Here is a 22,643-nt window from a genome sequence, read left to right as displayed (position 1 = left end):
TTCAACCATAAACACTTCCTTTTAATCTGTAAAGAGAGACGAAAAAGACGCGCCTTCACCAAATCTCTTTCAAATTAACGAGCGCATCATCTCTTGGCCGAACGGAGAACGCCTTCCTCAAATTTGTTTCCTCATTTCGTTGACAAATCATATCATGTGTAATATTTTATTTACACATGATATTAATCTGAGACTTATGAAAGGAGAAACTGAATGACCATCCGCTTCATCAGGATTTTCGACATCCCTTTCGTCATCGGAGCGGTTTCGGCGGGTTATATGGGTAGTTCCGATCCGCTTTCCAGCACATCGGCCCATGCGCGCATCCATCCGCTCGGATGGATGTCCCTGGCCCTGACGGATTTGACCCATCACGCCTTCCCGCAGGACGGCCGAAGCGGTTTGGCAGCGGCTCTCTGCCGGCTGAACATGATCGGCATTCCCCTGCCGGCAATGGAACTGTTCAGCCCTGGGAAATTCGGCGCCTCCGTTCTCCCGAGCGCTGCCGTCGGTCTCACCGTGACGTACGGAATCGCGTTTGCCGCCAACATCCTGAAAAATCTGCGGCCAAGCGGTTGATCCGAATGACTTATGCGGAAATCACGGGAGACCGACTGCTCGCCCTTCTGGAAGCGCTGGCCAATCCGCACCGCCTGCTGATCGTTTCCATCCTGAGCCGTGAGCGGAAATACGTCAGCCAACTGGCCAGGGAGCTGGACATGAGCCGGCCCCTCCTGTACATGCACCTGAAAAAGATGGAAAAGGCCGGGATCGTAAAAAGCACCCTCGAACTCTCCGACGACGGAAAAGCGATGAAGTATTACGAGCTGGTTCCCTTTGATCTGCCCCTCAATCAGGAGATGATCGCAAAAGCAGCGGAATCGCTGACGATCAAACCGAAAGGAAGTGGATCATGATAAAAAGCGAGATCATCGTTGCACTGGCGGGCATGGCCTTTTCGCTCATCTTCCTCGCCATTTTGATGAGCAATCGGTCGAAGATCCGGCAAGCCAAGATTATCAAAGGCGAATCGGAGAGGTACGAAAGATTGGCCTCCGAAGCGGTGGAGGTTCAGCGGGAAATCCTCCAGAAGCAGAAGCAGCTGGCGAAGGATCTGGCCGAAATGAAAGAGCGCCTGGCTTCCATCGAAAAGATCCTGAAGGAAGTGGAGTAACTTTCCCGCCAACCCAGATCACTCCAGCCCCGGACACCGCCCGGCCTTTGATCGCAGCCGGGCTTTTTGCATGCCCGCCCGTCCAATATTCCCCTTTTCCGCCGATTGACGGGATGATTCGCCATTGAGAGCCGGGACCTTCGGCACCGATGGGTCAGACGCTGCCGGTGCGATCGGAGGCCGGCAAAATGTGTAGATTTCAGGAAAATCGAGCCGAAATGATAGACGATGAAAATGAGAAGCGTTATCATTTGAGCAGGATGGAGGAAACGGAGTGAATGGCCGTGCGCTTGGCGGATTGCATTCCGGGCAAAAAAGCGAAAGTGGCTGAGCTGCTGATCCATCCCGCCTACAAAAAACGCTTTCTCGACCTTGGCATGCTTCCGGGAACCGTCGTGCAGGTGGTTCGCAAGGTTCCCTTCGGAGGGCCGATCATCGTGCGAGTACGCGGTTATCAAATCGGCATCCGGGCGAGCGAAGCAAAGAAGATTCTCATTGAACCCGAGGCATGAGACCGACGGAGAGCGGGATGCACCGATGAACAAAACCCTTGCACTCGTTGGCAATCCAAACACCGGTAAAACGTCGATATTCAACCATTTGACCGGAACGCGGCAGCACGTCGGAAACTGGCCGGGGGTGACGGTGGAAAAAAAAGAGGGCCGGATCAAAACCCTCCCAGAAGCCGTCCTTGTGGACCTTCCCGGCATTTACAGCCTGTCCGCCCAGACGCTGGAGGAGCAGTTGGCGGTCACATACTTGATCAACGAAGATCCGCACCTGCTGATCAACATCGTGGATGCTTCCAATCTCGAACGAAATCTCTACCTTTCCGTTCAGCTCCTCGAAATGGGGATGCCGCTCGTTTTGTGCCTGAACATGATGGATATCGCCGAAAAACGCGGTCTGAAAATCGACGTTTCCGCCCTTTCCCGAACGCTGGGGATTCCCGTGGTTCCCATCGTCGCCCGCCGGGCGAAGGGCGACGGCGAGCTGATCCATCTGCTTCACCGAAACATCCCCTCCCCCCCATGGAAGGTACCGTATTCTCCCAAGATTGAAGAGGCCATCCGGAAATTGGACAAGCTGATGGCGGAGGCCGGGTTGCATCTCCGCCCGAACCGCCGTTGGCTGGCGCTCATGTGGCTGGAAGGAAACCGCACAGTGAGGGAACTGCTGTGTTCCCGGTTGCCCTCCGATTTGATCGAACAGATGGAGGAAGTATGTTCCAAGTGCCCCGCGGATCTCGATCAACGGATTCGGAACGCGCGCTACGCGCTCATCGAAAAAATCGTCCGCGAAGTGACCCGCAATAGCCGTACGGCCGACGGTCCCACCTGGAGCGACCGGCTGGATCGCCTGCTCCTGCACCCGGTCATCGGAATCCCCATTTTTCTCTTGCTGATGTACCTGGTGTTTCAACTCACCTTCAGTTGGGTCGGCACTCCCCTGTCCGATCATCTCGACAGCTGGTTCAGCGGGCCGTTCTTCACGGGTGTGAGCGCCGCGCTGGATGCGATGGGCAGTCCGGATTGGTTCACCCGGTTGATGATCGACGGCGTCTTGACCGGGGTGGGAGCGGTGCTCGTATTCGTGCCGCAGATTGCCATCCTGTTTCTCTGCCTCTCCTATCTGGAGGATTCGGGCTACATGGCGCGGGCGGCCGTGCTGATGGATCGGTTCATGTCGATGATCGGACTGAGCGGCAAAGCGTTTATTCCGCTGATCCTCGGTTTCGGCTGCAATGTTCCGGCCATCATGGCGACGCGCACCCTGGAAGATCCGAAAAGCCGACTGGTCACCGCGCTGATCTCCCCCTTTATGTCCTGTTCGGCGCGGTTGCCCGTTTACTCGCTGTTTGCAGCCGCATTTTTCAAAGAAAGCGGAGCGGCCGTGGTGTTCACCCTGTATGTCGCCGGAGTTCTGGCGGCGGTCCTGACGGCCCTTGTGTTGAAAAAACGGCTGCCTGACGAAGAAGGGGTTTTTTTGCTGGAGATGCCTCCCTACCACGCACCCGCGATGAAAAATTTGCTTTTGCACACCTGGGAAAAGACAAGGGGTTTCATCCGCAAAGCCGGGACGATCATCTTCGGAATGACGGTGGTGATCTGGTTTCTCGGCAACTCTTCCTGGCAGGGTTTCGTTCCGATGGAAGAGAGTTGGCTTGCCGCCATCGGGCGATGGATCGCTCCGCTGTTTGCTCCCCTCGGCTTTGACTCCTGGGAGGCGGGCGTGTCCCTTGTAGTCGGTTTTCTGGCCAAGGAGCTCATCGTATCCACGTTGGGCATCGTGTACGGCGCCGGGACCGAAGACAAGCTCGGCGAACTGTTGCCCCATGCCTTTGACCCGCCTGCGGCACTGGCGTTTCTGTTTTTTGTCCTGCTCTATACTCCGTGTGTCGCCGCCCTGGCGACGATCAAACGCGAGACCGGTTCCTGGAGATGGACGCTGTTTTCCGTCGGCTACAGCTTGACGATCGCTTGGATCACGGCCTTTGTCGTCTATCGCGTCGGTCAGCTGATCTTCTAGAAAAAGGGGAAGGATCAACATGATTTACCTGGTGATGGCGGCGGTGTTCGGCTTGCCGGTTGGCAGATCTTCCGTTTTGTTCGCCGCCTCCGTCGGGATGACTGTCCGGCGGGGTATTGCCCGGCCTGCAGCGTGCAGGATTGCGGCAAAAAAAGACGAATGGAGCAAAAGAAGGAAGAAGGTCAACCTGTTTGACCGGAAAAAGACATCCTGCCGGGGCGCCTTGCGACGGATCATTCCGTCCCCTTTTTTGAGGGCCGGAATGATCCGTTTTTCCTCTTCGCGGGAACACCTTCTCACCGCCGCGGATCAGTTCAGCTGCCTCCCACCTTCCTCCACCCGTCGAACCAGCTCCCCGGAGTGGATGAAGTCCCGGAGCACCCGAATCAGGGGATAAAGCTGCAGGTCCCTGGTGAGCGGCGGCACCCAATGGGCCACGCGCTCCAATACGGCCCAGCAGGCCCTCTCGGCAGGCGGGAATATCCGGTTTTCTCGAGGAGGATCGAAAAAGAAAAACCGACCTACTTCCGGGAAGGTGCGTGAATACATGTCGGTTCTGTCGTTGTTCCTGGAGCCGGGATGTGCCATGAAACGACATCAGAAGATGATCCCGTTTTATCGGAAATTTATCGATTTCCGCGTTCTAAAACGATCGGAAGACCGGACCGCTTTGACCGCCGACGGAAAAACGCCGCTCCTTGTGCTGGAACGCCCGGCCGATGTGGTCCCGAAGGCGGGCAAGCGGCGGGACCCTGCCCCTTCCGGGCCGATTTGTCCGCCTTCCTGAAACATCTGCTTGAAAGGGACTACCCGATGGGCAACGCCGACCACGCCGTCAGCGAGACGCTCGTATTTCCGATCCGGAAGGAAAGGGCATCGAAGTGTATCACGACGCCTCCATCGGAATGGACTTGGAACCATGGCGACCGATCCGTGGAAGTGCGGGGCTTCTGGCCGAAAGCGATGCGCCCGGAACCGGTATGCCGAAAAATGCCGTGATGGGACACGTCCATCTGCACGTGGGCGATCTGGGGCGGCGGAGGTGTCTTCTACGAGGGAGCGGGTTTGACGTGGTCAGCTATTCATCGCAGATGGCGTTCTGTTACCGCCATCATATTGCGGTGACCACCTGACCGGGGACAGGCATCCCCAATGCTCCCGAAAACATCGCGGAATGGAACGGGTATGCCCTCGAATTTCCAAATCAAGAAACGATCGGCCAAACCGCAGACCGGCTCCGCCCGATCTGCGCGCCCGTCAAGCCGATCAGTGAAGGCTACCCCATCTGCGATCCGTCGGGATATCGGATTCGATTGGTCGCGAAGGACTGATGGGCGCATCGCCGGGCCGTTGGGTTTTGCGGCTTTTTAGAATAGAAGAGAAGAAAGGACAGCCGCCATGAAGGCATGAATCTACAAAAATGAGATCTCGAAAGACCCTCAAATCCTCCGAGATCGTTTAACTGGCGCTGCAAGCCCACCTCCTTTTTCGATAGAATAGGAATCAACCGACAAGGAGGGAATTTTCTTAATGACAGAAGCCAATACCAAGCAAGTCGTTTTCGACCCCGACAGCCAGCGAATCGAGATGATATTCAATTTTCCCGTTTATCCCGAAAGAAAAGACATCCGGCTCCGTTCGGCCGGGGAAGTCGCCAGGCGCGCCCTCGCCCTTCACATGCTGTTGGGAGTCATTTTTTACGAGGAGCCGGAAAAGGTTGTAAATTGGGCGATCGATGAGGGAATGTGGGATTACCTGAGTCCCCGGGAACAAGAGATTTTTCGGATGCCGCTATCGGATCTCAGCCCTGCCGAGAAAAAGCGGGAGCAACGGGCATTGCAGTCCAACCTGCTAACCTGGCGCATCGAGGGCTTGCAGGCCTTGTTGTGGAGCATCGGGCGGGTGGATGAACTGGATATGCCCATCGAACGGTGCGACGGTTCCGACATGAGCGAGGCATTACCCGCCCTCGGTGAGTCCGTTCGACCCTTCATCGCCTCAGCCCGGTTGCGCCCGTCTGAAGAGATGGTGCACATGCTGGAAGAACACCTTCAACTTTACAACCAACAGGTTGAGGCCTATGAGAAGGGAGAAAAACATCCCTTTGACACGATGATCACCTATGAACGGATCCATGCCCTGAACTGGGTGTGCGGTCTGATCGATGAATGGGACGACTAGAAGGACGAACTATGCTGAAAGCCGTCTTGCGGACGGCTTACTTTGATTTCGGCGCAGGAATTTTGGTGTGTAAAGGACCCCTTTATCCGGCTCGCTCAATAACACCGCCTCCAAAACGATGCAGCAACAAACCTTTCCATCTCCGGCGAACGCGTTCCCTCCAAACACATGGACTTTGAAACGGGGGAAATCCGACTCTTCCAGACCATCCCCGACGCAATCATCATTCTCCGGAAAATGAGCGTCTTCTTCTTTATGGTAGATCTCCGCACGATAGGACTTTTATGAGGCATTACGTGCGTCTTCCCCACCCACAAAGGGCATACCGGTTCATGTTCCAGGGATCCAGGGCGAGACGCATGTCCGCCAGGGCGCCGTTGTACATGTCCCGAGTCAGGAAGCGGTTCAGCCCCGGATCGTAGTCCCGGAAGCCCATGTCCACCTTGCCGGTATGGGGATCCCAGCGCTTGCTGTTGAAGCGATAGACGTTGTACGGGTCGTCCGGGTTGTAGTTCGGATCCTGCGGATTCCCGTCCCCTCTACCAGTTTTTTTACAAACTGTACCCTACATGATACAATTCCATATCCTTGCAAACTATATGCAAGAATGGCTTTTCAATATCTAACGTATGAATCTTTATTTCAGTAAACATATGTTCACCGTATTCATTTATTACATTATGACAGTTATCTCCATAAAAATTTATTATAGTAAACCAACTATATATATTTGCTGGTTTAAGTTGATCTCTAGGTACAGCCAACACTTTTTCCGACAAACAAAATTGAACCTTTATACAATTTTTAAACACAAGCTTTAGCAATCTAGAGTTTTTTTATCCTTCTTGAATATCCCGATAATAATCCACTGTAATGGATAAATCTAATAAGTTGTCTTCCCATTTAAGGTTTGTAATTATACTATCAGTAAACTCATAATCATTTAATATTTCGCCTATGTCATTTGAAATCAACACAGTGACTCTCCTCCTCGATGCAAAAATGCATCCAAACAATTATGGACATGAATTGGGTTGTTGAACTGGAAAAGATTATGATGAATTTGGCCCACAACTTCTCTCCAACAGAACCGACCGGTCCGGATCACTCGGCTTAAAGCTTTCCCTTCTTCGGAGCTAGAGCAAAAACCGCCCCGGCCAATCCGCTTTCTAAGCCAAAAAGCCATTGAGGCTACGAGGGAGGATCCCTCATAGTCCCAATGGCTTTCCGATTCGATAGCGGCCGTCAGTCGAGGAGCTTCATCACCCTGCGGACCGATTCGGCCGACTTGTCCAGGGCCTGCTTCTCCTCGTCGGTCAGCTCCAGCTCGATCACCTTTTCCAGGCCGTTGCCGCCGAGGATGGTCGGGACGCCGAGGAACATGTCGTTGTACCCGTACTCTCCTTCCAGATAGGCGACGGCCGGCAGGATGCGCCGCTTGTCCTTCAGGATGGCTTCGGCCATTTGCACCAGGGAGGCCGCCGGGGCGTAGTAGGCACTGCCGTTGCCCAGCAGGTTGACGATTTCGCCTCCGCCCTTGCGGGTCCGCTCGACGATGGCGTCGATCCGGTCCTTCGGCAGCCATTTTTCCAGGGGAATGCCGCCGACGTAGGAATACCGGACCAGAGGCACCATGTCGTCGCCGTGTCCGCCCAGCACGAAGCCGGTCACATCTTCCACCGACACGTTCAACTCCTGGGCGATAAAGGTGCGGAAACGGGCCGTGTCAAGAACTCCGGACTGCCCCATGACCCGGTTTTTGGGGAAACCGGAGGTGCGGAACACCTCATAGGTCATGGCATCCACCGGGTTGGTCAGGACGATGATGATGGTGTTGGGGGAATGTTCCACGACGGATTTGGTTACCGACTTCATGATTTTGGCGTTGGTGCTGACCAAATCATCGCGGCTCATCCCCGGCTTCCGGGCGACGCCGGCGGTGATGATCACCAGATCGGAGCCGGCGGTCTCCGCATAATCCGTGGTGCCGACGATGTTGGAATCCACCCCCTGCACCGGCGTGGATTCCAGCATGTCCAACGCCTTCCCCTTGGTCGGCCCCTCCACCTGGGGAATGTCCACCAGGACCACATCCCCCAGTTCCTTCTGCGCCAGCATCAAGGCGGTCGTCGCTCCGGTGAAACCGGCACCGATGACGGAAATTTTTCTTCTCCGGATGGTCACTTCAACCTTCCTCCTTTTTGGGGTCCCGTGTGACGAATCGGGATGGATCTCCTGTCTCGCGCGTGTCACTTCCCCCCTCCCCTCCCGCCGGAAGCTTCGGGAAAGGGAGGGGGCGGGTCTCATCTTCCGATCACAGATTTTCGATCAACTTGTCCCCGAACTCGGAGCACTTCACCTCGGTGGCCCCTTCCATCAACCGGGCGAAGTCGTAGGTGACGGTCTTCTGGCTGATTGTCTTGTTCATCGAGGCGTAGATCAAGTCCGCCGCCTCCTGCCAGCCCAGATATTCCAACATCAGCACGCCGGACAGAATGACCGAACCCGGGTTCACCTTGTCCAAACCGGCATATTTGGGGGCGGTGCCGTGGGTCGCTTCAAAAACGGCGTGCCCGGTGTCGTAGTTGATGTTGGCTCCGGGAGCGATTCCGATGCCGCCCACCTGGGCCGCCAGGGCGTCGGAAATGTAGTCCCCGTTCAGGTTGAGGGTGGCGATCACGTCGTACTCGGCGGGGCGGGTGAGGATCTGCTGCAGGAAGGCGTCGGCGATCACATCCTTGATGATGATCTTGCCGGCCTCTTCCGCCTCGGCCTGGGCGCGGTTGGCCGCTTCCTTGCCCTGCTCTTCGGCGATCCGGTCGTACTGGGCCCAGGTGAACACCTTGTCGCCGAACTCCCGCTCGGCCAACTCATAGCCCCATTTCTTGAAGGCGCCTTCGGTAAACTTCATGATGTTCCCCTTGTGGACCAGGGTGACGCTCTTCCGGCCGTGATCCAGGGCATACTGAATGGCCGCCCGCACCAGCCGCTCCGTCCCCTCCCGGGAAACGGGCTTGATGCCGATGCCGGAGGTTTCCGGGAAGCGGATCTTCTTGACGCCCATTTCCTCCTGCAGGAAGCGGATCACCTTCTTCACTTCCTCCGACTCCGCTTCCCACTCGATCCCGGCGTAGATGTCCTCCGAGTTTTCCCGGAAAATCACCATGTCCACCAGCTCGGGATGTTTCACCGGCGAAGGAACGCCGTCAAAATACCGGACGGGCCGCAGGCAGACGTACAGATCCAGTTCCTGCCGCAGGGCCACGTTGAGCGAGCGGATCCCTCCGCCCACCGGCGTGGTGAGGGGGCCCTTGATGGCCACCTTGTATTCGCGGATCGCTTTCAGGGTATCTTCGGGCAACCATTCGCCGAAGCGGTTGTAAGCCTTCTCCCCGGCAAACACTTCAAACCAGGCGATCTTTTTCTTCCCACCGTAGGCCTTTTCCACGGCGGCATCCAGCACCCGCTTCGCCGCCGCCCAGATATCAGGGCCCGTGCCGTCCCCCTCGATGAAGGGAATGATCGGCTGATCGGGAACGTTGAGCTTTCCGCCTTCAATGACAATCTTTTCCCCGGCTTGCGGTTCTCCCCATTTGAACGCTGCCATCCTGACACCCCTTACTGTATATTTATTCACAACAAAACAGGGGACAGGATCTCCCTCCCCTGTCTGCAGCTGTTACCGCTGGTCGATCGGTACATAGGGCTGATTCTTCGGCCCCACATATTCCGCGCGCGGACGGATCAGGCGGTTGTTGGCATACTGCTCCATCACGTGGGCCGTCCAACCCGTCACCCGGCTCATGGCAAAGATGGGAGTGAACAAATCGCTGGGAATTCCGAGATAATTATAGACCGAGGCGGAATAAAAGTCCACATTGGGCTTGAGCCCCTTCTTCTCTTCCACCAGCGCCTCAATTTTCCGGGACATCTCATACCATTTGGTGTCTCCGGTGAGCTCGGCCAGCTGGCGGGACATCTCCCGCAGATGCTTCGCCCGGGGATCTCCGTCCTTGTAAACCCGGTGTCCGAAGCCCATGATCTTTTCCTTCCGGTCCAGCTTTTCCTGGATGTAGGATTCCACCCGGTCCATCGTGCCGATTTCCTTCAGCATGGCCATCACGCGCTCGTTGGCACCGCCGTGCAGGGGACCCTTCAAGGTGCCGATCGCCGAAGTGATGGCGGAATACATGTCGGACAGGGTGGCGGTCGTCACCCGGGCGGCGAAGGTGGAAGCGTTCAGCTCGTGGTCCGCGTGCAGGATGAGCGCCTTGTCAAAGGCTTTCACGGCCACCTCTTCCGGATCCTTGCCGTTGAGCATATACAGGAAATTACGGGCGAATCCCTGTCCCGGACGGGGAGCGACCGGTTCCAGTCCGGACCGCAAGCGATAGAAGGAAGTGATGATCGTGGGTATCTTGGCGGTCAGCCGGATCGCCTTGCGGCGGTTGGCCTCCGCGCTGTTGTCGTCCGCTTCGGGATCGTACACCGCCAGCTGGGACACCGCCGTCCGCAGCACGGCCATCGGGTGCACATCCTTCGGATACTCTTTCAGCGCATTCAAAACCTGTTCCGGAATGGAGGCATTTTCGTCGAGGTCCTTTTGCAGCTGTTCCAGCTCTTCCCTCTTCGGCAGCCGGCCGTTCCAGAGCAGGAGGATCACTTCTTCAAACCCGGCCTTTTCGGCCAGTTCGTCGATGTTGATCCCCCGGTAGGTCAGCACGCCGTCGATGATCGAGCTGACTTCGGAAGTTACCGCAACTACACCCTCCAATCCCTTGGCAACCGTCATATGATCTCTCCTTTGCATTCTGATCTGCGACCCAGGGCACAACCGGCCGGGAAGTCTTTCGGCATTCGACTGAAAATACAGGAAAGAGTTTCACTTCCCCCCAGGGTGGTGAACCACTTTGTTCGGTGTTGCGCAAGATTCGCAATCTTGGTCGAAAAAGAGCCGATAAGACCCGGGGTTCGCCCCCCGATTTTTCCTTGGACCGGATGTGCCCTTCTTATTCCGACAATAGTGTACCACAAAAACCGACGGATATCACCATGGGTGCCGGTTTCGGATTGTGATTGAATTAACGTTCTATCATGCCCATTCCCTTTTTTAAAACCGTTAAAAATGGTATAATGTCAGCGCCAAATAAACGGCGGAGGCGAAACAATGAATATAGGTTCATCTCAATTGATCGGAATCCTTATTCGTCTCGGACTGCTGGTGTTGATCGGGGTTGCTGCCTATTACATTCTGTCCTTTGCCCTTCCGCTCCTCTATCCCTTTCTGATCGGTTGGCTGATCGCCATGGCCATCGAACCCGCCGTCCGTTTCATGGAAAATAAACTTCGCCTTCCGCGCTGGGCGGGCGTTTCCCTCATGCTGATCATTGTGCTGGCAGTGGTCTCTTCACTGCTGGTTTTGTTGGTCACGCAAGTCGTCATCGAACTGACCCGGCTGGCCGAATTGCTGCCGACAAGTCTCGAACGGTTCAACCAATATCTCCTCGACCTGTTCCTCGATGAAGACACCGGAATATCGCATCTGATCCAGAACGTGCAGACGTATCTTCAGAACAATCCGGAGCATCAAAAGGAAATCGTCAGCAGCATACGGGAAAATCTGGGAGTCATCACCCAGAAGGGCACCGAGCTGATCACCGGGATTATCGCCGGCATCGGTTCCTTCCTCACGGACCTTCCCTATATCGTGGCCGTCATTGTCATCATTTTCCTCGCCGCCCTGTTCATCGGCCTCGATTGGCCGCGGATGCGGGACGCCCTCAACCGGTCCCTCCCGGAGCGCGTGCGCAGGACGGGAGGGATCGTGCTGAAGGACATTCGAACCTCCCTGTTCGGATTTGTGCGAGCCCAGTTGACGCTGATCAGCATCACGGCCATCCTGGTGATGATCGGTCTGTGGATCCTCGGCGTCAAATACGCCCTGACCGTGGCGATCATCATCGGGGTGGTGGACCTGCTCCCCTACCTCGGCGTGGGAGCGGTGCTGGTGCCCTGGTCCGCCTACTCGTTTTTCTTCGGCGGGGACACGAAGCTGGCCGTGGGCCTTTTGGTCCTTTACGGCGTGCTGCTTGTAGTGCGCCAGATATTGGAGACCAAATTGGTCTCCAGCAATGTGGGGCTGGACCCCTTGACCACCCTGATCGCCCTGTTTGTGGGTCTCAACCTGTTCGGGTTCATCGGATTGATCATCGGTCCGGTCAGCGTGGTGATCGCGATCGCCCTTTACAGAGCCAATGTGTTCCGCGACCTGTGGCGATTTATCAAGGGAGATTCCTTCAACCGTTCCTAAGAAAAGGAGCCGTCCTCCCGGAGACATCCGGGGACGGCTCCTTTTATCGGCGCTTTCGCCGGCCGCTTTCCCTCCGATGAAAACGGTCCGGCTCCCCTTTTTCACCAGCGGCGGGTGATCCGGATCACTCGCCCTTCGCGGGTCTTTTTCTCAAACCAGCGTTTCACAAACAATCTCACAATTCCCCGTATGTAAGGAATCATCAGGAGAAAACCGACGGTATCCGTAAAGAAGCCCGGAGCCATCAGCAGCAGTCCTCCCGCCAGGATGAGAAGGCCGTCCAACAGCGTGTCGCTGGGCAGCTCGCCGCGATTCAGCTGGAGCACCGTCAAACGGTAAACCTCCAGCCCCTGCCGGCGGGCCAGGACGACGCCGATGACGCTGGTCACGATGACGGCCAAAACCGTGGGAAGGGCGCCGATCCACTGTCCCATCTGAGCCAGTCCCCAAATCTCAAGAAGGGGGACGAGAATCAGGAGGATGATGAAGACCCGGAACATGTCCCCACCTCCTCCCCTTCCCGGACCGCCGCCAACATCTCGTACAGCTCCGGATGGGACCTCTGGATATTCATCCGTTTCATCTCGCGGCTGACCCAAAGGTGGGTGGTGGATCCCCTCGCCAGCTTGGCATCATCCGGTTTCCGCCGAATTTCGTAGGAAAAGATGATCTTTCCCGGGGTGAGATCCGCGATCCGCGTCAGAATCCGAATCTCATCGTCATAGCGGGCGGCTTCCACGTAGCGGCAGGAAAGATCCACCACCGGCAGAAGAATGCCGCGGCCTTCCAGATCCCGGTAAGACAGGCCCAGCTGCCGGAGAAGGTCGGTCCTGCCCACCTCGAACCACACGATGTAGTTGGTGTGATGCACCACACCCATCTGATCCGTCTCTTTGTAGCGCACGCGTACCGATGTTTCAAAAATTCGTTCTCCCATGGGACTTCAACTCCGGGTTGGTATGTGGAATCAAACTCATTATACCAAACAAATTTCCGCAGCCCTATGGAATCCGCCTTTTTTTGCGAATATATACATATTACAAGAGCGCATCACACATAATGGGAATAGCAAAACCTCCGCTTTCGCGGTAAAATAAAGAACAAAGCGCACAGGTCGGGAAGGTTGTCGACCCTCGCAAGAGACATCGTGGGACGGGCCGTCGGAAAGGCGGTCTTCTCCGGGGCGGACCGGGATGAAACGAAAAACTTGCGTCGACAACCGCGAAAGTCACTCATCTGGCATTCCCTGAAACGGAACGGTTCAACCCTTTACCACGTTTTGGGAAAGGAGTTGGTTCCAGATGAAACTGCGGCGAAGAAGGAAAAGACGCAGAAGGTTGCGCTGGTGGATTTATCCCCGTTTGCGAACCATCTGACCGCCGCGGAAAGGCGGTTTGAGCATAAGCGGTGTCGCCCCCTTTCGTCATTTCCGTCATGGCGCCGGATCCGGCGCTGTTTTCATTTTTCGGGGGGCAAATTTGAAGCACAAAAAATCGGCGGGTCTACCGCCGATTTTTTTCGGATTGCTCTCCCTTTTTTCCTACAGCACATTGGCCCGCCCGGGATAGATATATCCCCGTTCCGAATCGACGGTGATCTCCATCCCGTCCTTCAGGATTTGAAGGGCCCCCTCCACTCCGACGATGACGGGAACCCCCAGGCTGATTCCGACCACGGCGGTGTGGGAAGTGAGGCCGCCTTCCTCCGTCACCACCGCTTTGGCCCGCTCGAACAGGTCGATCATGTCCCGATCGGTGGCCCGCGTGACCAGGATGTCCCCATCCCGCATCTTCCTGCGGATTTCCTCGGGATCCACCCCGACCACGACTCTTCCCGTCACCACCTGCCGGCCCACGCCCTGTCCCTTCGCCAGGACGTCGCTGATCACATGGACCTTGATCAAGTTGGTGGTTCCGGGCTGACCGACGGGCACTCCCGCGGTGATCACCACCAAATCCCCGTGGCGGACGGTTTTGGAGGCAAGGGCCGAATCGATGGCCGACTGCAACATTTCGTCGGTGCTGTTTACCACCTTTCCCTTTACCGGATGCACGCCCCAGACCAGGGTCAGCCTCCGCATCACCTTTTCGTGGGGAGTCACCGCCACGATGGGGGCCCGGGGGCGATACTTGGACACCATCCGGGCCGTGTGACCCGACTCGGTGGAGGTGATGATCGCGGCGCAATTCAGGGCCTCCGCCGTGTGCACCACCGCCTGGCTGATGGAATCGGTGATGCTCACCTCCAGTTCCTGGCTCCGCTGCCGGAACAGATCCCGGTACCGAAGGGCCGACTCCGCCCGGGAGGCGATGCGGGCCATCGTCTCCACCGCCTCCACCGGATATTTGCCGGCCGCCGTCTCCCCCGACAGCATGATCGCATCGGTGCCGTCCAGAATCGCGTTGGCCACGTCGCTGGCCTCCGCCCGGGTCGGACGGGGATTCCGCTGCATGGAATCCAGCATTTGCGTCGCGGTGATCACCGGTTTGCCGAGGAGATTGCACTTGCGGATCATCTGCTTCTGAACGAGGGGAACTTCTTCCGCGGGAATTTCAACCCCCAAATCCCCGCGGGCGACCATCAGCCCGTCGGCCACCTCCAGGATGGAATCCAGATTGTCCAGACCTTCCTGGTTCTCGATCTTGGCGATGATCGGGATGTCCGCTCCCCGGTCCTCCAGCAGCTTGCGGATCTCCAGCACATCCTCCTTCTTTCGCACGAAGGAGGCGGCGATGAAATCGATTCCCTGCTCCAGGCCGAAGAGGATGTCCTCCGCGTCCTTCTCGGTGATTCCGGGCAGCTGGATCCGAACCCCCGGAACGTTGACCCCTTTTCGGTTTTTCAACACGCCGGAGTTGACCACCCGGCAGACAATCTCATTCCCCCGAACTTCCACGACCGTAAGTTTGATCAGTCCGTCGTCGATCAGGATGGTGGAACCGGGGCGAACATCTTGCGGCAATCCCGCGTAGGAGACCGAAACCCGGGACGCATCCCCCTCCACCGGCTCCGTGGTGAGGATGAAGGTTTCTCCCTCCTTCAGCTCCACCTCCCCGTCCCGCAGGTCGCCGGTGCGGATTTCCGGTCCCTTGGTATCCAGCAAAATGGCCACCGTTTTGCCCGTCTCCGCCGCCGCCCGGCGGATCCGCTCAATCCTTAGGGCGTGTTCTTCGTGGGAGCCGTGGGAAAAATTGAGGCGCGCCACATTCATTCCCGCCTCCATCAACCGCTTCAACACGGACAGCTCTTCACTGGCCGGCCCGATCGTGCAGACGATTTTTGTCTTGCGCATGTCCTGCCCCCCTAAATTGCCAGTATTCCGGCCAACTGATACATCGACAAGTCGAGACGGTGTTTTTGCTTGAAAGCTTCCTCGAAGGGAATGCCGCAGATCTGGTTGTTCCGGATCGCCACCATTTGATTGGATTTGCCCTCCAGGATCAGATCGACGGCGGCGGCCCCCATGCGGCTGGCGAGAACCCGGTCAAAGGCCGTGGGGGAACCCCCCCGCTGGATATGTCCCAGCACCGTCACCCGGGTCTCCCATCCCGTGCGGCGCCGGATCTCCTCGCCCACCTCCACGCCGCTCGCCACGCCTTCGGCCACCAGGATGATGCTGTGCTTCTTGCCCCGCTTGTTCCCGCGCTTGAGCCGTTCCACCACCTCATCCAGATCGTAGGGGGCTTCCGGAATCAGGATGGACTCCGCTCCATCGGCCAAACCCGCCCACAGGGCGATGTCCCCGGCATCCCGTCCCATCACTTCCACGACATAGGTCCGCTCGTGGGACGTGGCCGTGTCCCGGATTTTGTCGATGGCTTGGATCACCGTGTTGATGGCCGTGTCGAAGCCGATGGTGAAATCCGTTCCCGGAATGTCGTTGTCGATGGTCCCGGGGACGCCGACGGTGGGAATTCCCCTTTCGGTGAGCTTCATCGCCCCGCGGAAACTGCCGTCCCCGCCGATGACGACCAGTCCTTCCACCCCGTGCTCCCGCAGCGTCTTGACCGCCTTCTCCTGCCCTTCCTCCGTCTTGAATTCCTCGGATCGGGCGGTGTACAGCATCGTCCCGCCCCGGTGGATGATGTCCCCGACCGAACCCAGGGACAGGGGCTTCAAATCGCCGCGGATCAAGCCGTGGTAACCCCGGTAAACCCCCATGACCTCCAGGCCGTGGTAAACCCCTTTCCGGACGACGGCGCGGATGGCCGCATTCATTCCCGGTGCGTCTCCCCCGCTGGTCAACACTGCAATTCGTTTCACCTTTCCCACCCCATTTTCACATTTTTCCTTCCTCCCGCATGGACAAATTTTGTCCCTGCGGGACAAAAAGAGAACCGCTGACGTTGGGAATTGTCAGCGAGTAAAGGCAAGGTGAACTCCTCAATCTCCGCCGGCAAACACGCCGATTTGGGCATACTTCCGATGCCGGTCCGCGACCAGCGCCTTTCCGTCCATTTCCAACAGGGGCTTCAAGGTTTCGAGAAGGGCCTCTTTGATCCAAGCCGCCTGGGCATCGGGATCCCGGTGGGCTCCCCCCTTCGGCTCGGGAATGACGCGGTCCACCACGCCCAATTTCAGCAGATCCTGGGCGGTGATGCGCAGCGCCTCCGCGGCCTGCTGGGCTTCGGCCGCGTCCCGCCACAAGATGGCGGCGGCGCCCTCCGGCGTGATCACCGAATAGTAGGCGTGCTCCAGCATGAGCAGGCGATTGCCGACGCTGATGGCCAAGGCTCCGCCGCTTCCCCCCTCGCCGGTCACCACGCAGACGATGGGAACCGAAAAACCGGCCATCTCACGCAGGTTGCGGGCGATCGCTTCGCTCTGGCCCCGCTGTTCCGCCTCGATCCCCGGATGGGCACCCTGGGTGTCGATGAACGTGATGATGGGGCGGCCGAATTTGTCCGCCTGCTGCATCAGGCGCAGCGCCTTCCGGTAACCCTCCGGATGGGGCATCCCGAAGTTGCGGGCGATTTTGTCCTTGGTGTCCTTTCCCCGCTCGTGCCCGATCACGGTCACCGGCATTCCGTCCAGTTTGGCGATCCCGCCGACAATGGCGGGATCGTCGCCGTACAGCCGGTCCCCGTGCAGCTCGATGAAATCGGTGAAGATGCGCTGTATATAATCCAACGTGGTCGGCCGGGAAGGATGGCGGGCGATCTGGACCCGTTGCCAGGGGGTCAGATTTCCGTAGATTTCCTTCTCCAGGCGCTCCGCCTTGGCCTCCAGCGTGGCGATCTCATCGGACAGATCGATCTCTTTCTCCTTGGTGAATTTTTTCAGTTCGGCGATCTTTTGCCTTAGCTCGATGATCGGTTTTTCAAAGGGTAGATGGCCGTTTGCCATCGGCATTTCCCCCATTCGCGTGCAACTCCAGGATCTTGATCAGGGTCTGGCGCAGTTCGGTCCGCGGGACGACCATATCCAGCTGCCCGTGCTTCAGCAGAAACTCCGCCGTCTGAAAGTCGTCCGGAAGTTTTTGGCGCACGGTTTGCTCGATCACCCGCCGCCCGGCAAAGCCGATCAGCGCGCCGGGTTCGGCGATGTTGATGTCCCCCAGGGAGGAAAAGCTGGCCGACACCCCGCCGGTGGTGGGATTGGTCAACACCGAGACGAACAGCACCCGCTCCCGATGCAGACGCTCGAGCGCCGCGCTCGTCTTGGCCATCTGCATCAGGGAAAGAACCCCCTCCTGCATCCGGGCCCCGCCGGAGGCGGAGAAGAGAATGAGAGGATACCGCTTCGTCGCGGCTTGTTCCACCGCTCTGGCGATTTTTTCGCCAACAACCGAACCCATGCTCCCCATGCGGAAACGGGAATCCATCACGCCGATGACAACCGGATAGCCGCCGATGGTTCCCTCGCCCGTCACCACCGCCTCGTTCAAGCCCGTCTTTTCCATGTCCTTCCTGAGCTTGTTTTTGTAGTCCGGAAACTCCAGCGGGTCGAGGGATTTCAAATCGGCATCGTACTCAAAAAAACGCCCCTCATCCACCGTGACGGCGATCCGCTCCGGGGCACTCAATGAAAAATGATAACTGCAGGACTTACAGACCTTCAGGTTTTTTTCCAGCTCTTTGGCGTAGCTGATGGTTCCGCAACGGGGGCATTTCTGCATGATGCCTTCCGGAATTTCCCGCTTGACATCCTGCGAGGGGATGGTTGCATATCGGCGTTGTTTCCTGAAAAAATCCTTTAACAACGATAACACCTCATCCGCTTGTAAAAACTGAAGGATCCGATCATCAGAGGATGGAAGGAAGAACTTCCTGCACTTCCTTCAGCTCGGCCTTCGGAACGAGGATTTCATACTGACCCTTGGAAAGGTTCATCGGGCGGATCTGAACCAAAAAACCTTCATTGGTCAGGCGCTCCTTGATCCGCTCCGCGGTTTTCGAATCGGGCGCAATGTAGATCACGGTCCACATCGTGGTTCCTCCTCAGACTCAAGCAGCCTCGTCCAACGTGCAACCATCGGACACATGATAGCATATTTGCGAAATCGACTGCAACGATATGAGAAGATTGCAGGCTCCGATTCTTAAACCTTTCCTTTAACTTTTCCGGCGGCTTCAGAGGGAATTGCGCCGGTTCAGAAGGCGCTCCGCTTCCTCCGCCGGAATTCGTCCGTTCATCCGCATCGTCCGCTCGTAGATCTCCTGGGGATCCACCTGAATGCGGGCCATTCCCGTCTCCATCGCCGCCTTGGCAACCGCGGCGGCCACGTTGGGCGCAACCCGCGGATCGAAAGGAGCGGGAATCACGTAATCCGGCCTCAATTCATCCTCGTCGATGAGCTCGGCGATGGCCCGCGCCGCGGCGATCTTCATCTCCTCGTTGATTCCCCGGGCGCGCACGTCGAGGGCACCGCGGAAAATCCCCGGAAAAGCCAGCACGTTGTTCACCTGGTTGGGAAAATCGGAACGTCCCGTCCCGACCACTTTGGCCCCGACGGCGTAGGCATCTTCCGGCATGATTTCCGGAACCGGATTCGCCATGGCGAAGATGATCGGATCCCGGTTCATGGAGGCCACCATTTCTTTCGTGACCGCCCCTTCGACGGACACGCCGATGAACACATCCGCTCCGCGAATGGCGTCCGCCAGGGACCCCCGGACGCGGTCCCGGTTGGTCAGGCGGGCGATCGATTCCTTGATCGGATTCATTCCGTAGGGGCGCCCTTCATAAATGGTTCCCCTGCTGTCGCACATGATCACATCCTGCACGCCCACGGAAAGCAACAATTTGATGATGGCGATTCCTGCGGCTCCCGCCCCGTTGGCCACCACGCGAATTTCTTCCATCTTCTTGCCCACGACCTTCAGGGCGTTGATCAAACCGGCCAAGGTGACGATGGCGGTTCCATGCTGGTCATCGTGAAAGACGGGGATGTCCACTTCCTTCTTCAACCGCTCTTCGATGATGAAACATTTCGGAGCGGCGATGTCTTCCAGGTTGATCCCCCCGAAGGTGGGTGAAAGCAGCTTCACCGTCTCCACGATCTTATCGATTTCCGTCGTGTCGATGCAGAGGGGAAACGCATCCACTCCGGCAAAGGCCTTGAACAGAACCGCTTTCCCCTCCATCACCGGCATGGCGGCATGAGGTCCGATGTTCCCCAGTCCCAGCACGGCCGTTCCGTCGGACACGACCGCCACCAAATTTCCCTTCATGGTGAAATCGTACACGGACTCCTGATCGGTATGAATCTCCTTGCACGGTTCCGCGACGCCCGGCGAATAGGCCAAACTGAGATCGCGGGCGGAATTCAAGGGAACTTTGGATTGGACCGTCAGTTTCCCCCGGTTCTCACGGTGCAGTCTGAGAGATTCTTCGCGCAAAGTGGACAACGCCACTCACTCCTTTTTCCGTTCGCGGGCGTCCGTATGGCATGACCACCCGGAGTAGCATTTATTATAACAGAAGGGAGACGGGAAAGGAACGGCGCCGCCTTCGATCAGGACCCGGTCAGAAACACCCGATCCCCCACTTGCAACACGCCGGGCCGGATCACCGCGGCATAAACGCCGAAACAGCTATCCCTTTCCTTTGCCAGCGTCCTGAGCAACGGCAAATCACGGCTTGCATCCTTCGGGTCGACGGTGACGATCATGCAGCGCTCACAGAGCCCGTTGACCGCCAACTCCACCCCGCCCGCCCTCAGCGTTCGACCGACCCAGTCATCCTCGGCAAAGGGAACCGGGTCATGCAGGGAAATCAGCAGATTGGGGCGGAACCGCTCCAAAGCGACCTCCCGCCTCCGCCACTTCCCGAGTTCCCGGAGGGAGGCATCGGTGACGATCAGGACCGGCGCTTCTTCGATCGCCCGGTTCGGCCCGCCGCTGGGATCGTGCATCACCGGCGAAACCTTCCGTTTGGCCAACGCTTCGATGCGACGCTGAAGTTCGGCGTCGCCAAAGCGGTAAACCCGGCCTTCGGGGGTCGTCACTTCCACAGGCGGATAGCGGTCCGGCAACTCCTCCCCCCGAAACCGCGCCCGATACCGGGCCATTTCGGGGCATTGGGCAATGGTGAGAAAGTTGCCCGGCCTCGATTCATCCAGAAAGGCGTGGCTCCGGTCCCCGTAGAGCCCCCCTTTCATCACCCGGGTTTTTTGTACGCGCTCCCCTTGAAACGATTTAACCGGGTAGCGGATGATCTCCTTGATTTCCCCGATCGGTTTCATCAAATTGTCACCACCTTAAATCGCGGAATTCGGCAGACCGGAGCCGTCGGGAGCCGCGGTCCAAGGCGGAGGAGCCGGACGGCCGCGGTTCACCGTGTCCGCAAGGCGCCCCTGATGCCTGCAGGGAAAAACGCTTCCGCCCGGTGCCGACAAGACATCGGACGATTCGCTCAAGGGGCTGAATCCTGACCGCGCCCCCCGCCCTTCCGGGGCGGATTGGAGGCCATCAGGACGCCGAGGAGCACAAAGGCCGCGCCCACCCCCTGGGCCAGCGTGGGCGTTTCCCCGAAAAAGAGCGCGATCATCACCGCAAAGGGCATGATGAGATGGAGAAACACCCCCGATTTGGCCGGACCGACGAGCTGGATGCCCCGGGACCAGCAAAGGAAGGCGACAACGGCGGGAAAGATGCCGAGATAGAGGACGCAGAGCCACTCGATCGGGGACACTTCCGACCAGGGAAGGGGGCGGAAGATTTCCTCCACCGCGCCGAGCAAAAGCGAAAAGGGAAGACCGATGGCCATCAGGATCCAGAAGGTGCCCTTCTCTCCCGCCACCGTTCCGAAGCGCTTGGACAGGATGGAATAGACCGCCCAGGAGAGCACGGCCACGATCATGATCAGATCGCCCGCGTTGAACTCCAGGGAAACCAGCACTTTCCAGTCTCCCCGGGAAACGATCCAGACGACGCCGATCAGCGAGATGAAAACCCCTGCGATCTGGACGGGCCGGATTTTCTCTTTAAGGAAAAAATGGGAAAGAAGCATGATGAATACGGGGGCGACGGAATTGAACAGAGAAGCGCTGATGGACGAAGTGAATTGGACCGCCAGATAGGTGAGGGCGTTGAAGCCCACCACACCGGTCATCGCCATCCAGAAAAGGGGCACCCGATACTCCCGCCACAGGGCTTTCGCCCCCTTTAGCTGACGGCGGGCAAAGGGCCAGAGAGCGAGCAATCCGATGGTCCACCGAAAGAGGGACAAGTGCAGGGGCGGGATCGTCTCCACCATCACCCGGCCGAGCACGAAATTGCTCCCCCAAAAGAGCGCCGCCGAAGTGAGGAGAAGGTAAGGGTTGTTCCAAAGCCTATCCAGCACCCGTTTCATGAGATCCCCCCGATCAGATGCCATTTCAGCCTTGCGACCCCTTCCGACAACCTCCCCCCGCCACCGGCACAGAAGGCTCAGACGCCCCTAATGACATAATTATATAACATTTCGGATGAATACATCTGAATCCATTTTGGGGCGAAAACCGGTGAATGAGGGAATTTCGAAAGCCCTGGCTCGCATGGTTTGGGATAGGGACGAATTTACGGCCGCACAGCACGGCGGAAACGCCGGCAGGCACTTACGCTTTTTCTCATCGACTGCCCTTTGCCCGGAGTTGACCTTCGCGCTTCAACAGCCCGCGGTTCGGGTCCACGGCTTCGCCCTGAAGGCGCGGAAAGAGAAAAAGAAAAGAAAGCCCCGCCGGGGATGGTCAAGCCCCAAAAATGTAGACACGTAAAAACACCCGGCTTATGCGGCGTGCTGACGCCTGTATTCTACAGGCGTCAGCTTGTTTAATTTCAGTTGAAGCCGCTCCTCGTTGTAAAAACGAATATACCTTTGAATTAGGATTTGAGCCTGCTCAGTATCTTGGATATGATGGTGTTGGAGAGCTTCTGTCTTTAAGTGGGAGAAGAAGCTCTCGATTGGGGCATTGTCCAAGCAATTGCCTCTTCTTGACATGCTGGATCTGAGGCCAAACTGAGCTAG

23 protein-coding genes and 1 pseudogene are annotated in these 22,643 nt (G+C 57.6%); 8 read left to right on the top strand and 16 right to left on the bottom strand.

Annotated elements, in window-relative coordinates; all coding sequences use genetic code 11:
- Nucleotides 1–213: 213 nt before the first annotated feature.
- The 5 genes from BM063_RS10735 (at nt 214) to feoB (ending at nt 3,703) form a co-directional block, all read left to right on the top strand.
- Nucleotides 214–579, top strand: coding sequence for a hypothetical protein (locus tag BM063_RS10735; protein WP_092038823.1), 366 nt, complete (start codon nt 214–216; stop codon nt 577–579).
- A gap of 5 nt (nt 580–584) precedes the next feature.
- Entirely contained in the window at nt 585–917 is a 333-nt protein-coding gene (locus BM063_RS10730; RefSeq protein WP_092038821.1) for an ArsR/SmtB family transcription factor, read from the top strand.
- Nucleotides 914–1,174, top strand: a complete 261-nt coding sequence (locus BM063_RS10725; protein ID WP_092038819.1) for a hypothetical protein — start codon at nt 914–916, stop codon at nt 1,172–1,174. The genes BM063_RS10730 and BM063_RS10725 overlap by 4 nt, the downstream gene beginning before the upstream one ends.
- Before the next feature lie 278 nt (nt 1,175–1,452).
- Nucleotides 1,453–1,686: a FeoA family protein gene (locus BM063_RS10720; RefSeq protein ID WP_218154436.1), complete on the top strand. Its 234-nt coding sequence runs from the start codon at nt 1,453–1,455 to the stop codon at nt 1,684–1,686.
- A 25-nt stretch (nt 1,687–1,711) separates the two neighbouring features.
- Nucleotides 1,712–3,703, top strand: coding sequence for a ferrous iron transport protein B (gene feoB / locus BM063_RS10715; protein WP_092038817.1), 1,992 nt, complete (start codon nt 1,712–1,714; stop codon nt 3,701–3,703).
- Nucleotides 3,704–3,727: 24 nt separating this feature from the next.
- On the opposite strand, the gene BM063_RS10710 is transcribed toward feoB, so the two are convergent.
- Nucleotides 3,728–3,940 carry a hypothetical protein gene (locus BM063_RS10710; RefSeq protein WP_143085321.1) on the bottom strand — a complete coding sequence of 71 codons (213 nt, stop codon included), beginning with the start codon at nt 3,938–3,940 and terminating at the stop codon, nt 3,728–3,730.
- A 644-nt stretch (nt 3,941–4,584) separates the two neighbouring features.
- On the opposite strand from BM063_RS10710, the gene BM063_RS17285 reads away from it, so the two are divergent.
- Nucleotides 4,585–4,836 carry a VOC family protein gene (locus BM063_RS17285; protein ID WP_143085320.1) on the top strand — a complete coding sequence of 84 codons (252 nt, stop codon included), beginning with the start codon at nt 4,585–4,587 and terminating at the stop codon, nt 4,834–4,836.
- Between the two features lie 397 nt (nt 4,837–5,233).
- A complete protein-coding gene (locus BM063_RS10695) occupies nt 5,234–5,884 on the top strand; it encodes a DUF4272 domain-containing protein (RefSeq protein ID WP_092038808.1) in 651 nt (216 codons plus the stop codon).
- Between the two features lie 292 nt (nt 5,885–6,176).
- On the opposite strand, the pseudogene BM063_RS10690 reads toward BM063_RS10695, so the two are convergent.
- From BM063_RS10690 to citZ, 4 genes and pseudogenes are all read right to left on the bottom strand, one after another.
- A pseudogene (locus BM063_RS10690) lies at nt 6,177–6,368 on the bottom strand (RHS repeat-associated core domain-containing protein); the annotation flags it as partial.
- A gap of 761 nt (nt 6,369–7,129) precedes the next feature.
- Nucleotides 7,130–8,068, bottom strand: coding sequence for a malate dehydrogenase (gene mdh / locus BM063_RS10685; protein WP_092038804.1), 939 nt, complete (start codon nt 8,066–8,068; stop codon nt 7,130–7,132).
- Between the two features lie 130 nt (nt 8,069–8,198).
- Nucleotides 8,199–9,491, bottom strand: a complete 1,293-nt coding sequence (gene icd / locus BM063_RS10680; protein WP_092038802.1) for an NADP-dependent isocitrate dehydrogenase — start codon at nt 9,489–9,491, stop codon at nt 8,199–8,201.
- Between the two features lie 72 nt (nt 9,492–9,563).
- Nucleotides 9,564–10,676 carry a citrate synthase gene (gene citZ, locus BM063_RS10675; RefSeq protein WP_092038800.1) on the bottom strand — a complete coding sequence of 371 codons (1,113 nt, stop codon included), beginning with the start codon at nt 10,674–10,676 and terminating at the stop codon, nt 9,564–9,566.
- 375 nt (nt 10,677–11,051) lie between these two features.
- Here citZ and ytvI point away from each other — a divergent pair, with 375 nt between their 5' ends.
- A complete protein-coding gene (gene ytvI / locus BM063_RS10670) occupies nt 11,052–12,194 on the top strand; it encodes a sporulation integral membrane protein YtvI (protein WP_092038798.1) in 1,143 nt (380 codons plus the stop codon).
- A gap of 101 nt (nt 12,195–12,295) precedes the next feature.
- Here ytvI and BM063_RS10665 read toward each other — a convergent pair whose 3' ends face one another.
- From BM063_RS10665 to BM063_RS18330, 11 genes are all read right to left on the bottom strand, one after another.
- The gene (locus BM063_RS10665; protein ID WP_092038796.1) at nt 12,296–12,694 is read right to left on the bottom strand and encodes an FxsA family protein; all 399 of its coding nucleotides are present in this window, start codon (nt 12,692–12,694) and stop codon (nt 12,296–12,298) included.
- Entirely contained in the window at nt 12,667–13,131 is a 465-nt protein-coding gene (locus BM063_RS10660) for an acyl-CoA thioesterase (RefSeq protein ID WP_092038793.1), read from the bottom strand. Before BM063_RS10660 ends, BM063_RS10665 begins: the two co-directional genes overlap by 28 nt.
- Nucleotides 13,132–13,734: 603 nt before the next feature.
- Entirely contained in the window at nt 13,735–15,486 is a 1,752-nt protein-coding gene (gene pyk / locus BM063_RS10655; RefSeq protein ID WP_092038791.1) for a pyruvate kinase, read from the bottom strand.
- Between the two features lie 11 nt (nt 15,487–15,497).
- Nucleotides 15,498–16,457 carry a 6-phosphofructokinase gene (pfkA, locus tag BM063_RS10650; protein ID WP_092038892.1) on the bottom strand — a complete coding sequence of 320 codons (960 nt, stop codon included), beginning with the start codon at nt 16,455–16,457 and terminating at the stop codon, nt 15,498–15,500.
- Nucleotides 16,458–16,577: 120 nt separating this feature from the next.
- Nucleotides 16,578–17,540: an acetyl-CoA carboxylase carboxyltransferase subunit alpha gene (locus BM063_RS10645; protein ID WP_092038789.1), complete on the bottom strand. Its 963-nt coding sequence runs from the start codon at nt 17,538–17,540 to the stop codon at nt 16,578–16,580.
- On the bottom strand, nt 17,515–18,396 hold the full coding sequence (gene accD, locus BM063_RS10640; protein WP_092038787.1) for an acetyl-CoA carboxylase, carboxyltransferase subunit beta: 882 nt from the start codon (nt 18,394–18,396) through the stop codon (nt 17,515–17,517). Before accD ends, BM063_RS10645 begins: the two co-directional genes overlap by 26 nt.
- A gap of 43 nt (nt 18,397–18,439) precedes the next feature.
- Nucleotides 18,440–18,622 (bottom strand): glutamate decarboxylase, encoded by a 183-nt coding sequence (locus BM063_RS10635; RefSeq protein WP_092038785.1) that lies wholly within the window; start codon nt 18,620–18,622, stop codon nt 18,440–18,442.
- Between the two features lie 144 nt (nt 18,623–18,766).
- Nucleotides 18,767–20,044, bottom strand: a complete 1,278-nt coding sequence (ystJ, locus tag BM063_RS10630) for an NADP-dependent malic enzyme (protein WP_092038783.1) — start codon at nt 20,042–20,044, stop codon at nt 18,767–18,769.
- Nucleotides 20,045–20,151: 107 nt separating this feature from the next.
- Nucleotides 20,152–20,880 carry an MOSC domain-containing protein gene (locus tag BM063_RS10625; RefSeq protein WP_092038781.1) on the bottom strand — a complete coding sequence of 243 codons (729 nt, stop codon included), beginning with the start codon at nt 20,878–20,880 and terminating at the stop codon, nt 20,152–20,154.
- A 170-nt stretch (nt 20,881–21,050) separates the two neighbouring features.
- Nucleotides 21,051–21,989 (bottom strand): DMT family transporter, encoded by a 939-nt coding sequence (locus BM063_RS10620; RefSeq protein WP_177199102.1) that lies wholly within the window; start codon nt 21,987–21,989, stop codon nt 21,051–21,053.
- A gap of 414 nt (nt 21,990–22,403) precedes the next feature.
- Complete coding sequence (locus tag BM063_RS18330) at nt 22,404–22,616, bottom strand: IS3 family transposase (RefSeq protein WP_092038890.1); 213 nt, start codon at nt 22,614–22,616, stop codon at nt 22,404–22,406.
- Nucleotides 22,617–22,643 lie beyond the last annotated feature (27 nt).

It is taken from the genome of Planifilum fulgidum, assembly GCF_900113175.1.
Classification (GTDB): domain Bacteria; phylum Bacillota; class Bacilli; order Thermoactinomycetales; family DSM-44946; genus Planifilum; species Planifilum fulgidum.
This window is presented reverse-complemented; position numbering and strand designations above follow the sequence as displayed.

Bases quoted from the DNA above. Each gene is read 5' to 3' on its own strand.
- BM063_RS10735 (WP_092038823.1), top strand. From the start codon at position 214: ATGACCATCCGCTTCATCAGGATTTTCGACATCCCTTTCGTCATCGGA.
- BM063_RS10730 (WP_092038821.1), top strand. From the start codon at position 585: ATGACTTATGCGGAAATCACGGGAGACCGACTGCTCGCCCTTCTGGAA.
- BM063_RS10725 (WP_092038819.1), top strand. From the start codon at position 914: ATGATAAAAAGCGAGATCATCGTTGCACTGGCGGGCATGGCCTTTTCG.
- BM063_RS10720 (WP_218154436.1), top strand. From the start codon at position 1,453: ATGGCCGTGCGCTTGGCGGATTGCATTCCGGGCAAAAAAGCGAAAGTG.
- feoB (WP_092038817.1), top strand. From the start codon at position 1,712: ATGAACAAAACCCTTGCACTCGTTGGCAATCCAAACACCGGTAAAACG.
- BM063_RS10710 (WP_143085321.1), bottom strand. From the start codon at position 3,940: ATGATCCGTCGCAAGGCGCCCCGGCAGGATGTCTTTTTCCGGTCAAAC.
- BM063_RS10695 (WP_092038808.1), top strand. From the start codon at position 5,234: ATGACAGAAGCCAATACCAAGCAAGTCGTTTTCGACCCCGACAGCCAG.
- icd (WP_092038802.1), bottom strand. From the start codon at position 9,491: ATGGCAGCGTTCAAATGGGGAGAACCGCAAGCCGGGGAAAAGATTGTC.
- citZ (WP_092038800.1), bottom strand. From the start codon at position 10,676: ATGACGGTTGCCAAGGGATTGGAGGGTGTAGTTGCGGTAACTTCCGAA.
- ytvI (WP_092038798.1), top strand. From the start codon at position 11,052: ATGAATATAGGTTCATCTCAATTGATCGGAATCCTTATTCGTCTCGGA.
- BM063_RS10665 (WP_092038796.1), bottom strand. From the start codon at position 12,694: ATGTTCCGGGTCTTCATCATCCTCCTGATTCTCGTCCCCCTTCTTGAG.
- BM063_RS10660 (WP_092038793.1), bottom strand. From the start codon at position 13,131: ATGGGAGAACGAATTTTTGAAACATCGGTACGCGTGCGCTACAAAGAG.
- pyk (WP_092038791.1), bottom strand. From the start codon at position 15,486: ATGCGCAAGACAAAAATCGTCTGCACGATCGGGCCGGCCAGTGAAGAG.
- BM063_RS10645 (WP_092038789.1), bottom strand. From the start codon at position 17,540: ATGGCAAACGGCCATCTACCCTTTGAAAAACCGATCATCGAGCTAAGG.
- BM063_RS10635 (WP_092038785.1), bottom strand. From the start codon at position 18,622: ATGTGGACCGTGATCTACATTGCGCCCGATTCGAAAACCGCGGAGCGG.
- BM063_RS10625 (WP_092038781.1), bottom strand. From the start codon at position 20,880: ATGAAACCGATCGGGGAAATCAAGGAGATCATCCGCTACCCGGTTAAA.
- BM063_RS10620 (WP_177199102.1), bottom strand. From the start codon at position 21,989: ATGAAACGGGTGCTGGATAGGCTTTGGAACAACCCTTACCTTCTCCTC.
- BM063_RS18330 (WP_092038890.1), bottom strand. From the start codon at position 22,616: ATGTCAAGAAGAGGCAATTGCTTGGACAATGCCCCAATCGAGAGCTTC.